Source organism: Pseudoalteromonas sp. HL-AS1 (assembly GCF_031198785.1).
In the GTDB taxonomy this organism is placed as follows: Bacteria; Pseudomonadota; Gammaproteobacteria; order Enterobacterales; family Alteromonadaceae; genus Pseudoalteromonas; species Pseudoalteromonas distincta.
On the sequence record NZ_CP133569.1, the window covers coordinates 3485094 to 3506310 of the forward strand.

12 protein-coding genes and 3 rRNA genes are annotated in these 21217 nt (G+C 41.4%); 6 read left to right on the plus strand and 9 right to left on the minus strand.

The annotated features are described in order from the left end of the window. Positions 1-5: 5 nt before the first annotated feature. Positions 6-446, minus strand: coding sequence for a TerB family tellurite resistance protein (locus RB214_RS16210; protein WP_002959645.1), 441 nt, complete (start codon positions 444-446; stop codon positions 6-8). A gap of 99 nt (positions 447-545) precedes the next feature. On the opposite strand from RB214_RS16210, the gene RB214_RS16215 reads away from it, so the two are divergent. Beyond that, a complete protein-coding gene (locus RB214_RS16215; RefSeq protein ID WP_002959647.1) occupies positions 546-926 on the plus strand; it encodes a hypothetical protein in 381 nt (126 codons plus the stop codon). 2 nt (positions 927-928) lie between these two features. On the opposite strand, the gene RB214_RS16220 is transcribed toward RB214_RS16215, so the two are convergent. The 6 genes from RB214_RS16220 to rhlB all read right to left on the minus strand — a co-directional run bounded on the left by RB214_RS16220 (position 929) and on the right by rhlB (position 10461). After that, positions 929-1522: a hypothetical protein gene (locus RB214_RS16220; protein WP_309167799.1), complete on the minus strand. Its 594-nt coding sequence runs from the start codon at positions 1520-1522 to the stop codon at positions 929-931. Between the two features lie 582 nt (positions 1523-2104). After that, positions 2105-2219, minus strand: a 5S ribosomal RNA gene (gene rrf / locus RB214_RS16225). Between the two features lie 143 nt (positions 2220-2362). After that, positions 2363-5252: ribosomal RNA gene (locus tag RB214_RS16230) — 23S ribosomal RNA — on the minus strand. A gap of 298 nt (positions 5253-5550) precedes the next feature. After that, positions 5551-7086: ribosomal RNA gene (locus RB214_RS16235) — 16S ribosomal RNA — on the minus strand. The 16S, 23S and 5S rRNA genes sit together here, the layout of an rRNA operon. 560 nt (positions 7087-7646) lie before the next feature. Continuing rightward, the gene (gene gppA, locus RB214_RS16240; RefSeq protein ID WP_309167800.1) at positions 7647-9140 is read right to left on the minus strand and encodes a guanosine-5'-triphosphate,3'-diphosphate diphosphatase; all 1494 of its coding nucleotides are present in this window, start codon (positions 9138-9140) and stop codon (positions 7647-7649) included. A gap of 43 nt (positions 9141-9183) precedes the next feature. After that, complete coding sequence (rhlB, locus tag RB214_RS16245) at positions 9184-10461, minus strand: ATP-dependent RNA helicase RhlB (protein WP_024598841.1); 1278 nt, start codon at positions 10459-10461, stop codon at positions 9184-9186. A 91-nt stretch (positions 10462-10552) separates the two neighbouring features. Here rhlB and trxA point away from each other — a divergent pair, with 91 nt between their 5' ends. Beyond that, a complete protein-coding gene (trxA, locus tag RB214_RS16250) occupies positions 10553-10879 on the plus strand; it encodes a thioredoxin TrxA (RefSeq protein ID WP_002960942.1) in 327 nt (108 codons plus the stop codon). A gap of 186 nt (positions 10880-11065) precedes the next feature. Then, positions 11066-12325 carry a transcription termination factor Rho gene (rho, locus tag RB214_RS16255; protein ID WP_002960945.1) on the plus strand — a complete coding sequence of 420 codons (1260 nt, stop codon included), beginning with the start codon at positions 11066-11068 and terminating at the stop codon, positions 12323-12325. A gap of 63 nt (positions 12326-12388) precedes the next feature. Here the strand turns inward: rho and RB214_RS16260 are convergent, their stop codons facing one another. Further along, a complete protein-coding gene (locus RB214_RS16260) occupies positions 12389-15208 on the minus strand; it encodes an ATP-binding protein (protein ID WP_309167801.1) in 2820 nt (939 codons plus the stop codon). Positions 15209-15284: 76 nt separating this feature from the next. Here RB214_RS16260 and RB214_RS16265 point away from each other — a divergent pair, with 76 nt between their 5' ends. Further along, a complete protein-coding gene (locus RB214_RS16265; protein ID WP_309167802.1) occupies positions 15285-15857 on the plus strand; it encodes a DNA-J related domain-containing protein in 573 nt (190 codons plus the stop codon). 22 nt (positions 15858-15879) lie between these two features. Here RB214_RS16265 and dbpA read toward each other — a convergent pair whose 3' ends face one another. After that, positions 15880-17268 carry an ATP-dependent RNA helicase DbpA gene (dbpA, locus tag RB214_RS16270; RefSeq protein WP_165743273.1) on the minus strand — a complete coding sequence of 463 codons (1389 nt, stop codon included), beginning with the start codon at positions 17266-17268 and terminating at the stop codon, positions 15880-15882. 188 nt (positions 17269-17456) lie between these two features. Between dbpA and RB214_RS16275 the strand changes: the two genes are divergently transcribed. Beyond that, on the plus strand, positions 17457-19553 hold the full coding sequence (locus RB214_RS16275) for a TonB-dependent receptor (RefSeq protein WP_309167803.1): 2097 nt from the start codon (positions 17457-17459) through the stop codon (positions 19551-19553). Between the two features lie 180 nt (positions 19554-19733). Next, positions 19734-21134, plus strand: a complete 1401-nt coding sequence (locus RB214_RS16280; RefSeq protein WP_309167804.1) for a M20/M25/M40 family metallo-hydrolase — start codon at positions 19734-19736, stop codon at positions 21132-21134. Positions 21135-21217 lie beyond the last annotated feature (83 nt).

The following is a 21217-nucleotide window of genomic DNA, read 5'->3' on the forward strand; positions in this document are numbered from 1 at the left end:
ACTAATTACTTTGTCGCTGCTATTTTGGCGGCGATAAAGTCGGTATGCGTTACATATAAAAGCCCTGCTACCTTACGTATAACGTAGTCTTCTTGGGGATCTATTTCTCCATCGGCATACGCTAAGCGCCATAATAACTCTATTATTTCTATTCGCTGCGCCGCGCTACAATGCTCATTAATCTGCTTTGAAAACTGAAAGTAATCTATCGAATCATCTAAGCTACTTGCCGCATTATTAGTAAGCTCATTAACCTCAGTGTCTGTTAAATTAAAGTACTTTTTTAAGGTTACAGTCAGGGTTCGTTGTTCATCATGTTCAAGCTTGGTATCTGCGCGCATAACTTCAATTAATAATGCAGCAACCGCTGTTTTTAAATCGTGCTCTTGCATACTTGGCTGCTGTTCATCGAATACAGCAAAAAGTTGTTTTATTTGTTTGAACATCACACTTTCCCTTTTTGGGTGTTAGACTAATACGTAAAGAAATCGACCTTATTACTCTTATTAATGGGTATAAAGTTCGCAAATTAAAGGATACATTTTATGAAAGGAATAAACACACCACGCTTATTTATAGGCGCTACGCTGGTGGCCCTTTCGAGTGCAAATACTGCACTTGCTGAAAAAGCCGAAACCGAGAAGCTCTACGACTTTGATAACAAAGTACATTACTACCAAACACAAATTGGCGAAGACAACTATAAAATAGAAATCCAGTCAGACGATTACAAACACTTTACCAATCAAAGTGTATTTTTGTTACGTCATGCTGACCGTCTATGCCGTGGCAATACCTTTATGTTGAAAGTACTTGAAGGCGTGCAAGAGTACGAACGCTTTCCAACAAAACCACGCGCTTACCAACCAGATTTAAGTGTTTTACTCCAATGCGAAACTAAAGAAAATACAAGTAAGGGTAAGTAACCTTAGTCTTTATAACCCCAAGGTGCTGATGGTGGAGTAATCGGTTTAGTTAAATCAAAATCCACCTTAAACTCACGTCCTTGGCGAATTAATCGATAAGTAAATACTTCTGGGTAAATATACATTTGCCATGTATTACCTACAGACTGCGCAAGACCTTGTTTTACAAATAACTCTTTAGAGTATTGGTCTGCTGGAAACGACTGTATCTGCGCAGACCCTGCATCAAGCGTATGGCCACCATACATAGTTGATGCGTCGTCTGTTCCATCTTTATGACGATGATCGTGCTTTAAACTCAAGCCGCTACCCGTTTTAGTTATGATCCACGTACGTGATGCATCGTCTCCTACATGAAACGGTACTTGTAACTCAGTCTCACTACATTTACGTACATGCATAACCAGTTTTTTATCTGTAAATGAGCTTGGGCCTTTCGCGTTATCTACCGCAACTTCACCTTCAAAAGCTTTACCGCAATGCGCTGCAATACTATTAAAAAAGGCATCATGAGTAGGAATAGACACTAACGGTGCAGGGCGTGCAAAAGCTGTCGATGAAGCAATTATTAAAGTTGCTGCAGTTAATAATTTCATTTGTTTCTCGTTATAATTATTTTAAAACAGCTGTAATAGTACAGTTTTCTTAAGTACTTTATTAGAAGTATCTATATAAAAATGAGAGCGGGACAGCTAGATAAAATTTTAAGTAATGATTAACGACTAAATATCTCTGTACTCATTAACAATCCTACTTTTATAAATATTAATTACACACTCCTAGATGTGATTTTAACGTCGGGAGTCGCTAAGCTCACCCGACCTACATGATGGGTGTTGCTGTGAGTGTGTGTTAACTGCGCACATTTTACTTTTCTGCAGACGTAAAAAAGCCCGAATTGTTAGATTCGGGCTTTCTACAATTTGAGGTCGGTGCGCTACGCAGTAGGATGTCGTAGTGCCCACAGCGGTGGAGAGTCACTTAGCAAATGCTATTTTATTGGCCGACTGAAATACTGAGAAGTTTTGTTGTGATTTTAACGTCGGGAACGTCGGGAGTCGCTACGGCCGACCTACGTGATGGATGTTGCTGTGAGTGGATGTTAATTGCGCACATTTCACTTTTCTGCAGACGTAAAAAAGCCCGACTATTTCTAGTCGGGCTCTCTACAATTTGAAGCCTGGTAATGTCCTACTTTCACATAGCAAATGCTACACTATCATCGGCGCTGTTTCGTTTCACTACTGAGTTCGGCATGGAGTCAGGTGGGTCCAAAACGCTATTGTCACCAAGCAAATTAGGGCGTTAATCCGTATTTCTACGCATTAACTGAATTTGGAAAATATCTGATAATATTTTTTAAGTCTTTTCAGTAATTTCTACTTTAGTCATATTAACTTCTGTCAAACTGTCGCATAAAACGCGTTTGGCGTTGTATGGTTAAGCCTCACGGGTAATTAGTACAAGTTAGCTTAATGGCTCACACCACTTCCACATCTTGCCTATCAACGTTGTAGTCTTCAACGGCCCTTCAGAGACTTTAAAAGTCTAGTGAGAACTCATCTCGAGGCCTGCTTCGCGCTTAGATGCTTTCAGCGCTTATCAGTTCCGAACGTAGCTACCGGGCAATGCCATTGGCATGACAACCCGAACACCAGCGGTTCGTTCACTCCGGTCCTCTCGTACTAGGAGCAACCCCTCTCAATTCTCAAACGCCCACGGCAGATAGGGACCGAACTGTCTCACGACGTTCTAAACCCAGCTCGCGTACCACTTTAAATGGCGAACAGCCATACCCTTGGGACCGACTTCAGCCCCAGGATGTGATGAGCCGACATCGAGGTGCCAAACACCGCCGTCGATATGAACTCTTGGGCGGTATCAGCCTGTTATCCCCGGAGTACCTTTTATCCGTTGAGCGATGGCCCTTCCATTCAGAACCACCGGATCACTATGACCTACTTTCGTACCTGCTCGACGTGTCTGTCTCGCAGTTAAGCTGGCTTCTACCATTACACTAACCGTACGATGTCCGACCGTACTTAGCCAACCTTCGTGCTCCTCCGTTACTCTTTAGGAGGAGACCGCCCCAGTCAAACTACCCACCAGGCACTGTCCGTAACCCCGATTCAGGGGCCAACGTTAGAACATCAAAACTACAAGGGTGGTATTTCAAGGACGACTCCACAACAACTAGCGTCGCTGCTTCAAAGTCTCCCACCTATCCTACACATGTAGGTTCAATGTTCAGTGCCAAGCTGTAGTAAAGGTTCACGGGGTCTTTCCGTCTAGCCGCGGGTACACAGCATCTTCACTGCGATTTCAATTTCACTGAGTCTCGGGTGGAGACAGCGTGGCCATGGTTACACCATTCGTGCAGGTCGGAACTTACCCGACAAGGAATTTCGCTACCTTAGGACCGTTATAGTTACGGCCGCCGTTTACCGGGGCTTCGATCAAGAGCTTCTCCCTAAGGATAACCCCATCAATTAACCTTCCGGCACCGGGCAGGTGTCACACCGTATACGTCATCTTGCGATTTTGCACAGTGCTGTGTTTTTAATAAACAGTCCCAGCCACCTGGTCACTGCGGCTCCCGTCCGCTTAGAGAGCAAGTCTCATCACAGATAGGAGCGTACCTTCTCCCGAAGTTACGGTACGATTTTGCCTAGTTCCTTCACCCGAGTTCTCTCAAGCGCCTTAGTATTCTCTACCTGACCACCTGTGTCGGTTTGGGGTACGATTCCATATAATCTGAAGCTTAGAGGCTTTTCCTGGAAGTATGGCATCAACAACTTCATCACCGTGGTGACTCGTCTCGTGTCTCAGTCTTAATAGCAACCCGGATTTACCTAAGTCACCAACCTACTCACTTTCACATGGACTACCAACGCCATGCTTGTTTAGCCTGCTCCGTCCCCCCATCGCAATTATATCGAGTACAGAAATATTAATCTGTTTCCCATCGACTACGCCTTTCGGCCTCGCCTTAGGGGTCGACTTACCCTACCCTGATTAACATGGGATAGGAACCCTTGGTCTTCCGGCGTGGGAGTTTTTCACTCCCATTATCGTTACTCATGTCAGCATTCGCACTTCTGATACGTCCAGCATACCTCCCGGTACACCTTCAACCGCTTACAGAACGCTCCCCTACCACTCAGAATAAATTCTGAATCCGCAGCTTCGGTGCATAGTTTAGCCCCGTTACATCTTCCGCGCAGACCGACTCGACCAGTGAGCTATTACGCTTTCTTTAAAGGATGGCTGCTTCTAAGCCAACCTCCTGGCTGTCTGGGCCTTTCCACATCGTTTCCCACTTAACTATGACTTTGGGACCTTAGCTGGCGGTCTGGGTTGTTTCCCTCTTCACGACGGACGTTAGCACCCGCCGTGTGTCTCCCGGATATTACTTTACGGTATTCGGAGTTTGCAAAGGGTTGGTAAGTCGGGATGACCCCCTAGCCTTAACAGTGCTCTACCCCCGTAAGTATTCGTCCGAGGCTCTACCTAAATAGATTTCGGGGAGAACCAGCTATCTCCCGGTTTGATTAGCCTTTCACTCCTAGCCACAGGTCATCCCCTAACTTTTCAACGTTAGTGGGTTCGGTCCTCCAGTTGATGTTACTCAACCTTCAACCTGCCCATGGCTAGATCACCGGGTTTCGGGTCTATACCTTGCAACTAGTCGCCCAGTTAAGACTCGGTTTCCCTACGGCTACCCTATTCGGTTAACCTCGCTACAAAATATAAGTCGCTGACCCATTATACAAAAGGTACGCAGTCACCCAACAAGTGGGCTCCTACTGCTTGTACGTACACGGTTTCAGGTTCTATTTCACTCCCCTCACAGGGGTTCTTTTCGCCTTTCCCTCACGGTACTGGTTCACTATCGGTCAGTTGGGAGTATTTAGCCTTAGATGATGGTCCACCTATATTCAGTCAAAGTTTCACGTGCTCCGACCTACTCGATTTCACTTAAAATGTCTTTTCATGTACGGGACTATCACCCTGTATCGTGGCACTTTCCAGAGCCTTCCATTAACACATAATAAGCTTAAGGGCTGTTCCGATTTCGCTCGCCGCTACTTTCGGAATCTCGGTTGATTTCTTTTCCTACGGGTACTTAGATGTTTCAGTTCTCCGCGTTCGCCTCGTTAACCTATGTATTCAGTTAACGATACCTGCAAGCAGGTGGGTTTCCCCATTCGGAAATCCTAGTCTCAAGCGCTTTTTACTAGCTTGACTAGGCTTATCGCAAGTTAATACGTCCTTCATCGCCTCCAACTGCCAAGGCATCCACCGTGTACGCTTAGTCACTTAACCATACAACCCAAACGGGTCTTTGTTTCGTGACAGTTTAACTTCGCCAGAAGTTAATATTGAATACTAAAGTAGATACCAATCAATCAACGTAAAACGTTAATTAAATGGCACTGAATGGTACTGCTACCATTCTTTTTTTTACTTTTGAAAACTCTTGATAAATACAATGTATCTATCAGAATTTTATTATCAGCTTTTCCAAATTTTTAAAGAGCATATTAATTAGTTATCCCGAAGGACACGCACTAATTAACAATCATCTGTGTGGACACTACGAACAAATAAGTTCTAAATCGTATAAGGAGGTGATCCAGCCCCAGGTTCCCCTAGGGCTACCTTGTTACGACTTCACCCCAGTCATGAATCACTCCGTGGTAAACGTCCTCCCGAGGGTTAGACTATCTACTTCTGGAGCAACCCACTCCCATGGTGTGACGGGCGGTGTGTACAAGGCCCGGGAACGTATTCACCGCGTCATTCTGATACGCGATTACTAGCGATTCCGACTTCATGGAGTCGAGTTGCAGACTCCAATCCGGACTACGACGCACTTTAAGTGATTCGCTTACTCTCGCGAGTTCGCAGCACTCTGTATGCGCCATTGTAGCACGTGTGTAGCCCTACACGTAAGGGCCATGATGACTTGACGTCGTCCCCACCTTCCTCCGGTTTATCACCGGCAGTCTCCTTAGAGTTCTCAGCATTACCTGCTAGCAACTAAGGATAGGGGTTGCGCTCGTTGCGGGACTTAACCCAACATCTCACAACACGAGCTGACGACAGCCATGCAGCACCTGTATCAGAGTTCCCGAAGGCACCAAACCATCTCTGGTAAGTTCTCTGTATGTCAAGTGTAGGTAAGGTTCTTCGCGTTGCATCGAATTAAACCACATGCTCCACCGCTTGTGCGGGCCCCCGTCAATTCATTTGAGTTTTAACCTTGCGGCCGTACTCCCCAGGCGGTCTACTTAATGCGTTAGCTTTGAAAAACAGAACCGAGGCTCCGAGCTTCTAGTAGACATCGTTTACGGCGTGGACTACCGGGGTATCTAATCCCGTTTGCTCCCCACGCTTTCGTACATGAGCGTCAGTGTTGACCCAGGTGGCTGCCTTCGCCATCGGTATTCCTTCAGATCTCTACGCATTTCACCGCTACACCTGAAATTCTACCACCCTCTATCACACTCTAGTTTGCCAGTTCGAAATGCAGTTCCCAGGTTGAGCCCGGGGCTTTCACATCTCGCTTAACAAACCGCCTGCGTACGCTTTACGCCCAGTAATTCCGATTAACGCTCGCACCCTCCGTATTACCGCGGCTGCTGGCACGGAGTTAGCCGGTGCTTCTTCTGTCAGTAACGTCACAGCTAGCAGGTATTAACTACTAACCTTTCCTCCTGACTGAAAGTGCTTTACAACCCGAAGGCCTTCTTCACACACGCGGCATGGCTGCATCAGGCTTGCGCCCATTGTGCAATATTCCCCACTGCTGCCTCCCGTAGGAGTCTGGGCCGTGTCTCAGTCCCAGTGTGGCTGATCATCCTCTCAAACCAGCTAGGGATCGTCGCCTTGGTGAGCCATTACCTCACCAACTAGCTAATCCCACTTGGGCCAATCTAAAGGCGAGAGCCGAAGCCCCCTTTGGTCCGTAGACATTATGCGGTATTAGCAGTCGTTTCCAACTGTTGTCCCCCACCTCAAGGCATGTTCCCAAGCATTACTCACCCGTCCGCCGCTCGTCAGCAAAGTAGCAAGCTACTTTCTGTTACCGCTCGACTTGCATGTGTTAGGCCTGCCGCCAGCGTTCAATCTGAGCCATGATCAAACTCTTCAATTAAAAAGTTTTATGTCTTTCGACAGCTCAATGAATTCTGAATTTTTGTTTTTGTTGCCAAAAACGAATTGACTGTGCGTTATTACTTTCACTTTTAAAAAAGTGAAATCAAAACAGCTCAAGGCTGAATCTTTTAATAACATATGGTCACTCAGTTTCAATTGAGACTCTAATTTGTTTGCCTCACTACCGAAGTAGGTTGGCTGTTAGAACTCAATCTGTACGAGTGCCCACACAGATGATTGCTTTATATTGTTAAAGAACGTTTTGAGTCGCTTTAGCGTCTCAAGGGATGCGAATAATACACCCTTTATTTTTCGAGTCAACACTTTGTTTTAAACTTTCTTTTGGAAGATTTAAAACCGAAGTTTTATTTAACTCTCTGAGTAGTTCGTGCCTCGCTATGCGTTGCCGTTTCCCGTCTCAGTGGGGTCGCATTATAGGGAGATCCGAAAACAGATCAACCCTTTTTTGAAGAAAACTTGAAATAATGTGCTGTTCGCACATATTTACATCGAAATGGTTACTTTAAACACTAAAAAGGCCCTGATGGGCCTTTTTAATTAGTTTACTATGAGCTTCCAGCCAAGTTTTCCTTGCTGTTTAGACTCTTGTTGCAGCTCACTGGCCATTAATGGATGATCTTTTAACCAGTTACTTTCAAACTTAAGGTCTAACACTTCATTTTTAGCAGTTAACTCAAACTTAGGCAGTACATCATCTTGTCTGCGCATTGATAAAATGACTGCTATTCGTAGTAATCTCACTATATATTGCGCTAATAGACTATTTACGCCGAGTGAATTAAAACAACCTTTTGGAAAATCAGATCGATGTGCATCTGCTACCGCTACTATTAATTTATGCTCTGATTGTGAAAAACCAGGCATATCGGTATTTTCCAAAATATAAGCGGTATGTTTATGGTACTGCTTATACTCTATTAGTAATCCAATCTCATGAAGCTGCGCTACCGCTTTTAATAGTGGTAACCCATTTAAGCTTTCAATTGGCCAATCTTTATCAATACTCAGCGCTAACTGCATTGCCAAGCTTGAAACTCGACACGCTTGTTTTTGATCAACATGATAACGACTCATAAACCCATCAACTGTGCGTTTGCGAATGTCGTTATTATGAAACTCCGGAACCATGCTATATAAAACACCTTCACGCAGTGCCCCGCCCGCCAATCCCATTTTTTCTATTGCAAGAGATTCAAATAGTGCGATTAAGATTGCGAGTCCTGATACAAATACCAGTCGACGGTCTTCACTTAATCCAGGAAGGTCTAGCGCTGCAATAGTGCTAAATGCAATTGCTTGATCTTTTATAGTGTTGAGCTTTTCAAGTGTAAGTAAGTCGTCAAGATTTTGCGCGACCATAATTTCTTGAATTGCTTGTACTGTACCAGAAGCTCCAGATGCAATTTGCCACCCAGCAGCTTTATACTCTGGAGAAATTTCATCAATGACTGTACGAGCTGCTTTTATTGCTGCGTTAAAGTTACTCTTACTTAGTTGGCAATCTTTAAAGTAGCGTTCAAGATAAGTAACACACCCCATGTTGAGGCTTTTGTAATGTAGGGCATCAAATGCCTTACCAATTACAACTTCGGTACTTGCACCACCAATATCAATAACCAGCTGTTTACCAGTACAAGAAGAAGTATGGGCAACACCTTTATAAATTGTGCGCGCTTCTAATTCTCCGCTAATAACATTGATGTTATGACCAAGAATCTTCTCGGCATGATTTTTAAATACTTCGGCGTTAGTCGCTAAGCGCAAGGTAGCAGTGGCTACTATGGTGATGTTTTTATCTGGGATATCTTGTAGACGCTCAGCAAAAAGGGCAAGGCATTCCCAGCCTCGCTGCATTGCTTCAGTGCTCAATACGTTATCTTTATCAAGCCCTGCGGCTAATCGGACTTTGCGTTTAACACGTCCAATTGTTTGTAGACCGCCAGCAATTGATTTGGCTATAAGCATATGAAAGCTATTTGAGCCCAAATCAATAACTGCGTATACATTTTTTTGCGGTTTAAGTTGCCCCACCGTTCAAAAACCTCTAGTTACTACTGCTTATACAAACGGTCGCTTACGACCGTCCTTTTTGGTAACTATTATTTGGACGACGTCCGCTGTTATTACTGCGATTACGTGGACCATTTGAATAGTTGCGCTTTCTTTGAATAATAGGCTGAGTTAAATCATCTAGCAATGCTGTTTTATCATAATGTGATAAAGGAATGCTGTGCTCTATATATTCTTCAATTTCATGCAGGTTGTATGCATATTGCTCACACGCAAAACTAATTGCATGACCTGATGCTCCAGCACGACCAGTACGACCAATACGGTGTACATAATCTTCACAATCATCAGGTAAATCAAAGTTAAATACATGACTTACTTCTGGGATATGAAGACCACGCGCAGCAACATCGGTTGCAACTAAAAAGTCTAAATCACCTTTGCTAAATTGCGCTAATATAGTTTGGCGTTTTTTCTGGTTAACATCGCCTGTTAGCATACCAACACGATGACCATCAGACTTAAGCCAAGCATAAACTGTTTCACAACTGTGCTTGGTATTTGCAAACACGATTGCTTTCTCTGGCCATTCTTCTTCAATTAAGGTTAACAACAGCTTAATTTTATCTTCTTGCGAAGGATGAAATAGCTCTTCTTGAATACGTTTACCCGTTTTAACGTCAGGTTCAATTTGAACATGCTCTGGGTTTGTCATGTGCTCAAAAGCTAATTCTTGTACGCGGTACGATAATGTGGCAGAAAATAATAAGTTTAAACGCTTTGATGTATCTGGCATGCGATCGAACATATAGCGAATATCTTTGATAAAACCTAAATCGAACATACGATCGGCTTCGTCCAGCACGACTACCTCAATTTCATTAAGGGTGTAACAGCCTTGCTTATACAGATCAATTAGGCGACCTGTAGTACCAATTAAAATATCAACGCCTTTTTCTAGTTGTGCACGTTGTTTTTCGTAATCTTCGCCACCATATACTAAACCTAAGTTAAGATTACAGTGCGGCGCTAAAATTTTAGCATCTTTGTGTATCTGAATCGCAAGCTCCCGAGTAGGGGCCATGATCAGGGCTCTTGGATGTTTACTAGGTGCTTTGCTAGATTGCAATAACCGATGGCACGTGGCAGTTAAAAACGCCAACGTTTTGCCTGTACCCGTTTGAGCTTGGCCCGCGATATCGCGTCCATCACAAATAAAAGGTAGGCATTTTGCTTGAATAGGTGTGCAATATTCAAACCCATTCTCGGTTAAACCGGCAACCACTTCCGGTGCGATAGCAAAGTCTGAAAACTTTTTATCGGTTAAATGTGTCTTAGTCATAGCGTTTAAGCATAACGTTTAAACTTGCAATAAGAAACAAGAGTGTTTAAATACGCACTAAATATTTCGCCTAACTAAATCGGAGAGCGCAATGAGCGAGAAAATAATCCAAATTACTGACGATAGCTTTGAAGCTGACGTATTACAATCAGACAAACCAGTACTAGTAGATTTCTGGGCTGAATGGTGTGGACCTTGTAAAATGATCGCCCCTATTCTTCACGAAGTTGCTGATGAATACGACAGCCGTGTGACTGTTGCTAAATTAAATATTGACCAAAATGCTGGCACACCGCCAAAGTTTGGTATTCGTGGTATCCCTACTTTACTTCTTTTTAAAGATGGCCAAGTAGCTGCAACGAAAGTAGGTGCTCTTTCAAAAACTCAACTTATCGAGTTTTTAGAAAACAACATCTAACGGTAAGCTAGAACAATAAAAAGGGCTTTTTTGCCCTTTTTTAAATTTATTTTGTATAAAGACTGGACGCTTTGCCAGTGAACTGCTAGTTTATAAAGCCAACTAATCCTTAGTTATATTCAACAAACCTCACTCAACGATCAAAGCGATTTTGAGTATGACAACTGTAATAAAGAACCCACCAATATGCATTTACGCGAATTAAAAGACAAGTCGATTAAAGAGCTTGTAGACTTAGCTGAGTCCATGGGGCTCGAAAACGTAGCCCGCTTAAGAAAGCAAGATATCATTTTTGCCATTCTTAAATCCCATGCCAAAGGCGGAGAGAATATCTTCGGCGGCGGTGTATTAGAGATTTTACAAGATGGTTTCGGCTTCTTAAGATCATCAGAAGCCTCTTACTTAGCTGGGCCAGATGACATTTATGTTTCACCTAGCCAAATTCGCCGTTTCAGCATGCGTACTGGCGATTCAATTTCAGGCCTTATTCGTCCACCTAAAGACGGTGAACGTTACTTTGCTTTACTCAAAGTAAATGAAGTTAACTTTGATAAACCTGAAAACTCTCGAACTAAAATTCTTTTTGAAAACCTTACTCCACTACATGCAAACGAACGTTTTCGCATGGAACGTGGTAACGGCAGTAAAGAAGATATTACAGCCCGTGTACTTGATTTAGCATCTCCTATTGGCCGCGGCCAACGTGGCTTGTTAGTAGCTCCGCCAAAAGCGGGTAAAACAATGCTACTTCAAAACATTGCACAATCAATTACACATAATCATCCTGATGTAACATTAATGGTTTTACTTATTGATGAACGTCCGGAAGAAGTAACAGAGATGCAACGCCTAGTTAAAGGTGAAGTTATTGCATCAACGTTCGATGAGCCAGCTTCTCGTCACGTACAAGTTGCCGAAATGGTTATCGAAAAAGCAAAACGTTTAGTTGAACATAAAAAAGATGTTGTTATCTTATTGGATTCAATCACTCGTTTAGCACGTGCTTATAACACCGTTATTCCTTCATCAGGTAAAGTACTTACTGGTGGTGTTGACGCTAACGCATTACACAAGCCTAAGCGCTTCTTTGGTGCTGCACGTAACGTTGAGGAAGGTGGTAGCTTAACAATCATAGCTACAGCGCTTATCGATACCGGCTCTAAAATGGATGAAGTTATCTACGAAGAGTTTAAAGGTACTGGTAACATGGAACTTCACCTTAACCGTAAAATTGCGGAAAGACGTGTATTCCCTGCTATCGACTTTAATCGTTCAGGCACTCGTCGTGAAGAATTACTAACAAAACCAGATGAGCTTCAAAAGCTTTGGATTTTACGTAAAATTGTTCATGACATGTCAGAAATTGATGCAATGGAATTCTTAATCGATAAACTATCGATGAGCAAAACCAATGATGAATTTTTTGATTCGATGAGACGCCAATAAAGCGTTTTAGCTGAATAAAAAAAGCGCCTAAGGCGCTTTTTTTATGTCTGGATTAAACACAGTTTAACTTTCGTTATACTTTTTAAGTACACTCTGCAACGTATCAACGAGCGCTTTAAAGTCATTCGCACTACTTTTTTGGGTCCTGCGTAAAAGTGCTCTATCTAAACTTTGAGCCGATTGCGCAATTTCATCTAAACCAAACATTTGCGCCGCTCCTAAAATGCGATGACTATCTTTTTGTAGCGCGGCTAAATCTTCACTTATAAAATGCTGAGTAATCGTTTCACTCTCCAAAGCAAAGCTTTGCTTAAAACTTATCACAAGATCGCTCATATCAACTTCATTTTGCTTTGTAATTGGCTGATCTTCTGCATTATGTAGGTGGCTGGAAAGCGCTTTATAAAATGACTCTTTATCTATCGGTTTACCTAAGTAACCACTAAACCCTAACTCTAAATAGCCATCCACTTCATGACTCATAGCATTTGCAGTTAAAGCAAAAATAGGCCGCTCAAAACCACACTGTTTTAATAGCTGAAAAGCAGAACGCCCATCCATCACAGGCATTTGAATATCGAGTAGCACTAAATCAGGATACTCTTTTAAGCACTGCTCTACCGCTTGCTCACCATTTTCAACGGCAATAACCTCAAGCCCCATTGAACGTAAATAGCGGCTTATTAACCTTCGATTATCAGGGTGATCTTCTGCAAGTACAACACGCCCTGACAATTGCTTATTTACCTTTGGAGCACTTTGAGTTTCAATCAGGCTTTGCGATTTATTTACTTCTGCGCACGGTAAAAAGAACGAAAACTGACTGCCCTTTTTGTATTCGCTTTGTACACTGATATAACCGCCCATCATCGCGGCTAATTGTTGCGATAAGCTAAGTCCTAACCCTGTCCCCCCAAAGCGACGGCTAATACTGTTATCAGCTTGGCTAAAGCATTCAAAAATAAGCTTTAACTGTTTAGAGCTCATACCAATACCGGTATCTTTTACAATAATCACTAGCCCTTGTTCACTCTTATTTAAAGCAATAATGATTTGGCCAGCGTGAGTAAACTTAATAGCATTAGAACATAAATTTATAAGAATCTGTTTTACGCGTATTAAATCCAGCTTAGTGTAAAACTCATTACCCACTTGATTGTCTAAAATGAGGCGTAAATTTTTTGCTTTTGCTTGAGTGATAAACATTGCATGTACGTCATTTACAAGCTCTACAATATCAAAGCACGAAATATTTAACTCTAATCTATTGGCTTCAATTTTACTTAAATCGAGTACATCATTTATTAAGCTTTTTAAATGGTCACTGTGACGCTGAATTACTCTTAATTCATCTTTAAGTGACTCAGGCTCATATAATTCATTAATTAAAGCATCTGTTTGCCCTAAAATAGCCGTTAGTGGAGTGCGGATTTCGTGGCTAATATTGGCCAAAAACTGGCTTTTAACATCGTTAGCTTCTCTTAGCTCCTGTGCTATTGCTTGTAACTCGGCAGTGCGCTGCGTAACTTGCTCTGTTAACTGCTGCTTAGCGCGTTTTTCTGCGCCACGGCGGTAAAGCGCAATACCAGTTACAACAACCAAAAGTAATAGTAAAAAAGAGAATAAAGTAAGCTGAGAACGCTGCGACATTTTTAGCTCTTGCACACGTCGATCTTGTTTAAGTTTTTCTATCTCTTGGTTTAATTGGGTTGCTTTAAATTGATGCTGAAGTACCGCTAATGCATTTATAATTGCTGTACTTCTGAGTTTTCGTAGCTCACTAATATATTCTTGTTGCAAGGCCATTGCGCTTGAATAATCGCCTTTACTGGCTTCAAGTAGTGCTTTAGTCCCTAAACCCTCCCTAATTATTCGCTCACTGCCATATTCGTGGGCAAGTAAAATAGCTCTATCTAAACTTATTTTCGCCTCTTCTAAGTTGCCTTTAACAAACTGAATTTTACCAAGCGCATGTAGCGCATTAAGCTCTAAATTATGGTTACCTATTTTAAGCGCATAGTACTCACCTAATTTAGCTTGCTCGTACGCTTCATCTACTTTTTTTAACACTAAATTAGTATTAGCCAAGTTAGTATATTGCGTAGATAACTTATTGTAATCATTGGCTGAAATATAATAACGCAGCGCTAGCTGGTAATAATGAAGTGCTAAGTCAAATTGATTACTCTCCATATGAGCAACACCCATATTGTTGTATACCTGCGCAATACCACTTTTATCATCTAACCGCTGATAAACTTTAAGTACATCTTGATAAAGACTAAATGCACTATCGTAGCGTGATAAGCGTATATAAACGCCTGCTATATTAAGTAATATGTCGGTTTGATCTTGCTCACTACCGTGCGCTTCGTAAATAGCTTTTGCCTTTAAGTAAAACTCTAGGGTATCGCCTAGCTTATTCATATTAAAATAAGCCAAACCAATATTATTTAGTAAATTTGCTTGTTCAAGTAGTTGTTCATTTTTTTCAGCTAATACTAGGGTGCGGGTATATTGAGTTATGGCCTTTTGAAATAAGCCTTGATAAAAAAGTGCTACACCTTGCATTTTTATTGCACGAAAGTGCTCGTCAGGAAAGAAAGTATCTGAAGTGTGTTTTTCTAATAATTTAAAATAGTGTAAAGATTCTTTAAAATTATCAGCCGATAACGCACTATTACCCAATGCCGAATAAACAGCGACACGCTCTTTTTTAGAAACGTTTTTATTAGCTAGTAACGTATTTGCTAATTGTAATTTAGGCTCCCACTGCACTTCGTTTTTGAATTGCTCAAATAACGATTCAGTATTTTGGGCATAGCTAGGAGCTATTAGTACACAGCATATAGTAAATAAGAGGCATTTAAACTTGCCCAGCATAATTTTAATCCTTCAAACCGTTACTTATATCAGTGTAATCTTTATTGAAGATACACTAACTACTAGGGCCTAAACAATGCTTAACCCACTGATTGATGAGATTTTTGAGCTGATATTAACAAGGCAGGTTTGGCAAGTTCATACTTTAGCAGCAGAACTGACAAACCGCAGCGCAATAACAACACTCGATAAAAGCCCTGAACGTGATTTATTTAAACGCAACTTTTTAATTATGAATGCATTGTACCAACTGCAGGCACAATTACGCCCTCAGAGTTTACTCATTTCAACTCTGCATATCGAGCTTTTAGAAAAAGAAGGTAATAGCTTAGTAACAACAAACGAAAATTTGCGAGATTATTATTTAGATTGGTATAATTACGATACGGATGAAGATCAAATTGATGAGCTTTTGAATAGTTTTTGGCATCAGTTCAAAACGACATCACCACAACAAGCATTAAATGAAAATGAATTTAAAGCGTTGGCTTTAGCATGGAAGTTACCTGAAAACTTCACTCTTAAAAACGTTCAAAAGCGCTGGAGACAACTTGCATTACAAATGCACCCAGATAAACCAAATGGTTGTGAAGTTAAGTTTAAAAAAATAAAATTACAATACGAGCAGCTAAAGGTAGCTGCTCGCTAATTTGTTAATTTAGCCTTTTAAATTAACGAGTAAGGCGACGAGCGCGTATTTTACGCCCTTTAATGTTGCCTTCGGTTAGTTTGCGAAGTGCTGGTTTTGATGAGTTACGTTCAACAGCAACAAATGCTACGTTATCAAGTACGTTAATTTTACCTACTTGACGACCTGCAACTCCATCCTTACCTGTTAGAGCACCAAGGATATCACCTGCACGTACTTTTTGCTTTTTACCTGAATCAATCATCAAAGTAACCATTTCAGGTCGGTACGGCGGTTTATCTAACAAATTAAACGGCGGCATTTGCTCTGGAGTAATATCACGCTCGTAATGCTCCCCAATTTGTGCAATTTTAAACGCTTCAGCTTCACCATAAATAGAACAAGCAATGCCCTTTTTACCGGCACGTCCAGTTCGGCCAACACGGTGAACATGTGTTTGCGTGTCATGTGCTAAATGGTAGTTAATAACCATATCCATGTCATCAATATCTAAACCTCGTGCAGCAACATCGGTTGCAACAAGTATTGAAGCACTTTTATTTGAAAAGTGAATTAGCGTACGTTCACGATCGCGTTGCTCTAAATCACCGTGCAATGCAACAGCGCTGAAGCCTTCGTCAGCTAAATCATCACACACTTGTTGAGTTTCTACCTTTGTATTACAAAATACAACACAGCTTTGTGGTGTAAATTTAAGAAGTAATAACTTAAGCGTTGGATAGCGCTGCTTATTATTATCCATTTTGTAGAAGTACTGCTTAATTGTGCTTTTGGCTTGCTCTTCTTCTACTTTAACCATTTCTGGATTTTTAAGTACACGCTTAGCAATTGCTTCAATAGCTCTTGGGAATGTAGCGCTAAATAACAATGTTTGACGATTTTGTGGAATACGCTCAATAATTGCATCAAGTGTGTCTTGAAAACCCATATCAAGCATTTGATCAGCTTCATCAAGCACCAATGTTTCCACATCATCTAAACGTAAAGTACCTTTACGAATATGGTCATCAACACGCCCTGGCGTGCCAACAATAATATGCGCACCATGTTCGAGCGAGCCTATTTGCGGACCAATTGATACACCACCACATAACGTCAATATTTTAATATTATGAATACCACGTGCTAATTTACGCATTTCAACCGCAACCTGCTCGGCAAGTTCACGAGTCGGACACAAAACTAAAGATTGAATACGGAAGCGTTTTACGTTTAATTTAGCTAACACACCCAAGCTAAACGCAGCAGTTTTACCTGAACCGGTTTTTGCCTGAGCAATGATGTCTTTACCAGCAAGTACAGGCGGCAAACTTTGCGCTTGTACAGGTGTCATGTGGGCATAACCAAGTGTTGATAAGTTATCAACGAGTCCAGCCGGTAAAGCCAAAGATGAAAAAGCAGTTGAAGTCACAGTAAGTTCCATAGCAATAAAATAACATGGGAGAAAGCCCCACTAATATGCAGCTTATAATAGCAGAATTCGTAATTGGCAACCATTAACAAACACATTATAAAACATGTTAATGAAGATGTTGAAAATGATAGTGGTTTGCATTAAGATCGCGATTGTTTTTTACATATCTACGCTGGAAGCAATTAATGAAACTGAATTCTATTTACATAGCACTATTAGCAAGCATTTCAACAAGCACATATGCAAACACTACCGACCTTGAGCGCATAGAAGTAAAGGGTAGCTACTTTAACGATTACAAAGTAGATAACGCTAATGGCGCAATGAGAACATCAGCTTCATTACTTGAAACCGCACAATCTGTCACTGTAATAACCGACACTATTATTAGCGAACAGCTTGCCACTACACTTGGTGAAGTACTCACAAATGACGCAAGCTTAACTGCAGGCTCACAACAACGAAATCGCGAAGTATTTAACTTACGCGGCTTTGAGTTGAGCTCATCGACAGGTTATTTACGCGACGGTCATCAGCATTGGTCACACTATCAACAACCAATCGAAATTTTGCAACAAGTTGAAGTAATTAAAGGCCCATCAAGCATTTTATATGGTCAGTCAGGCCCTGGTGGCTTGGTTAACATGGTAACTAAAAAGCCTACAGCACAAACATTATTTAATGCCAGTGCCGATGTAGACCAACATGGCTCGACGCGCTTTATGGTAGATGCTGCAGGTGCATTAACTGAATCGGAAGATTTACGTGCTCGTGGTATTTTAGTAAAGCAAGACGTTGACTACTGGCGTGAATATCAAAATGGTGAAAACCGTGAGCGCGATCGCTTTTTAGGTGCTGTAGTTGTCGATTATGATATTAGCGACAATGCACTTGTACGTGTTCATTACGACCGTACAGATGATAAAGCGAACATAGACACCGGTGCATGGATTGATGATAATGCCAATGTTATTGGCGATGACAAAACTATTCGTGATATGTCTTGGGCATTTATTGACAACACAGTAGAAAACGTAGGTATAGACCTAAAGGTATTTTTAACCGATGACTGGCAAGTAAATTTAGGCTACAACGAGCAAACGTTTGAACGCCAGCGCTTTGAGTCAGCGCCAAGTAGACCAAGTAACTTTATCGAAGGTGATAGCTACACCTCAAAACCTTACGATCGCTTCGATGATTGGCAGTTTAAAACTGCCTTTGTGGACTTTATTGGTGAATTTGCAACTGCAGGTATTCAGCATCAACTTTTAATTGGTGCTAACTCGCTTGATTATTATTATGGCCAATTAAAAGTGCCTAAGGATCGTAAAAACACATCATATCATTTCGATTACACGGCTGGGCAAAACGAACCTAATCGCCCAAATATAAGTTACAAATCAGATGACACTATTAGCTCATCTGCTTACGACTACTACGGGATTTATATCCAAGATTTAATTTCATTCTCACCAGAATGGCAACTATCACTGGGTGGTCGTTACGATAAACAAAGTAAAGAAAACAGCAATAACGAATCGTTCGTACCTAAAGTAGGTGTGCTTTATCATCCAAATGCTTCTGCAACTATATACGCTAGCTATACCGAAGGCTTTGAGCCTCAAAGTAGCGACACTCTTGATGATCCTATGGATATTAATAACGGCATGAAATTAGATGCTGTTACATCTGAGCAAAGAGAGATTGGTATTAAATGGCAATTATTTGATGACCGCCTAATGCTTACAGGTGCAGTTTTTGATATTAGTAAAGAAGGTACGCTGGTAACTGAACAACTAGATCCTGCTATTGGTTCATTTACAACCGAAACGAACCAAATTGGTGAACAACGCCATAAAGGTGTTGAAGTAAGCGCACAAGGTGCTGCTACTGACCGCTTATTTGTTATGGCATCAACTATGTATCTAGATGCTAACTTTGAACGCGATGAAGTATTGGAAGGCAAACGCCCTGTTGATGCACCTAAATGGTCGGCATCACTTTGGACCCGTTATGAATTAAACGACGCCATTGCCATTAACGCTGGCGCTTTTTATGAAGGCGAGCGCTTTGCAGATAGCGATAATACAATTACTAAAGATGCATATACACGTGTTGATGTAGGCGCCACTTATAAGTTTAACTTAAGTAATACCGATATTAATTTACGCCTTAACATCGAAAACTTATTTGATAAAAACTATCTAGGCGGTGGTGGCACTAATAACGTAACTGTTGGCGAAGGTACAAATCTTCGTTTGGCTGCGCAATTTAGCTTTTGATTAATAGATTACAATAATAGTTTTAAAATATAGCCCGCGTACATTTACGCGGGCTTTTTTATATCTAAACGGTTATACCTAACAGCATTAAACCTATTACAAAGCCTATTCATCTCATCTATTTTTTATCATGTTTGTTACATGTTCTAATAGCGCTAATTATTAAAAAGGCTTACCCAAATGAAAAAATTAATTACCGCACTGCTGCTTACTAGTAGTATGGCTGCAAACGCTAACAACGCCGAATTTACCCAAAAGCAATTACAACAAGTCAATGAAGTGCGCACCTCTGCTCTAAATAGTGGTTTAAGCTATAAATTACTAGAGTCATTAACAACTGAAGTAGGACCTCGCTTACCTGGTACTGAAAATGATAAAAAAGCAGTGGCATGGGCTAAAGCTAAATTTAATGAGCTTGGTTTTGATAAAGTATGGCTTGAAGAAGCGACTTTTCCTGAATGGCGCCGTTATAGCGAAAGCGGAAAAATACTAACACCAAGCGAGCAACCTCTACATTTAACTGCATTAGGTAACAGTATAAGCACGCCTAAAGATGGGATCACAGCACCAGTAGTCTTGTTCGAAACACTTGATGAGTTAATTGCAGCACCAGAAAATAGCCTAAAAGGTAAAATTGCGTATATTAATTACCGCATGAACCGCGATATAGACGGGAATGGTTACGGACCTGCTGTAAAAGCACGTGGCACAGGCGCGATAGAAGCATCTAAAAAAGGGGCTGTTGCCTACATGATGCGCTCGGTAAGTACTGGTCATCATCGTTTTGCACACACTGGTGGTAGTTACTACAAAGAAGGTGTTACAAAAATACCTAATGTAACCATTGCTAACCCAGATGCCGATCAGATTGCACGACTCATTGCTTTAGATAAAGACGTTTCTGTAAATATTAATGTGCAAACCGAAAGCCTTGGTGAAGGCACTAGTTATAACGTTATTGGCCAATTTAATGGTACCGAAAACCCTGAGCAATATGTATTAATTGGCGGGCATTTAGATTCTTGGGACTTAGGAACTGGCGCACTAGATGACGGCGCAGGCGTTGCACTAACAATGGCAGCCGCTAAACATATAAGCGATGTAAAGCGTCCTAAGCGAAGTATTCGTGTGGTACTTTTTGCAGCTGAAGAGCTAGGTCTTTGGGGTGCAAAAGCTTATTTTACAGAGCATAAAAACGAGCTAAGCAATATTGTTGCAGCAGCTGAGTCTGATTTTGGCGCTGATGTTGTATATGCTTTTGAATCGAACGTAAGCGCAGAGTCACTTCCTGTAGTGCGTGCTATTGCAAAAGAACTTGCGCCGTTAAATATTGAGCATATTGGTAAAAACCAAGCGAATGGTGGCCCTGATCTAATTCCACTTAAAGCAGCAACCTCAGCACCTATTTTTGAACTTGCTCAAGATGGAACAGATTACTTTGATTACCATCATACAGCTGACGATACGCTTGATAAAGTAACACCTGCTAAGCTGCGTCAAAATACCGCTGCATACGCTGTATTTGCTCTAATGGCTGCTGATGCAAAAACAACAATTAAGCCTAAAGCTCAAAATAAGTAATAACTGACATACTTACTTACAGTTTGTGGCTTTAACTAACACGCTTCTTGTTTTACCTTTAGGTAATTAAACAAGGAGCGTGC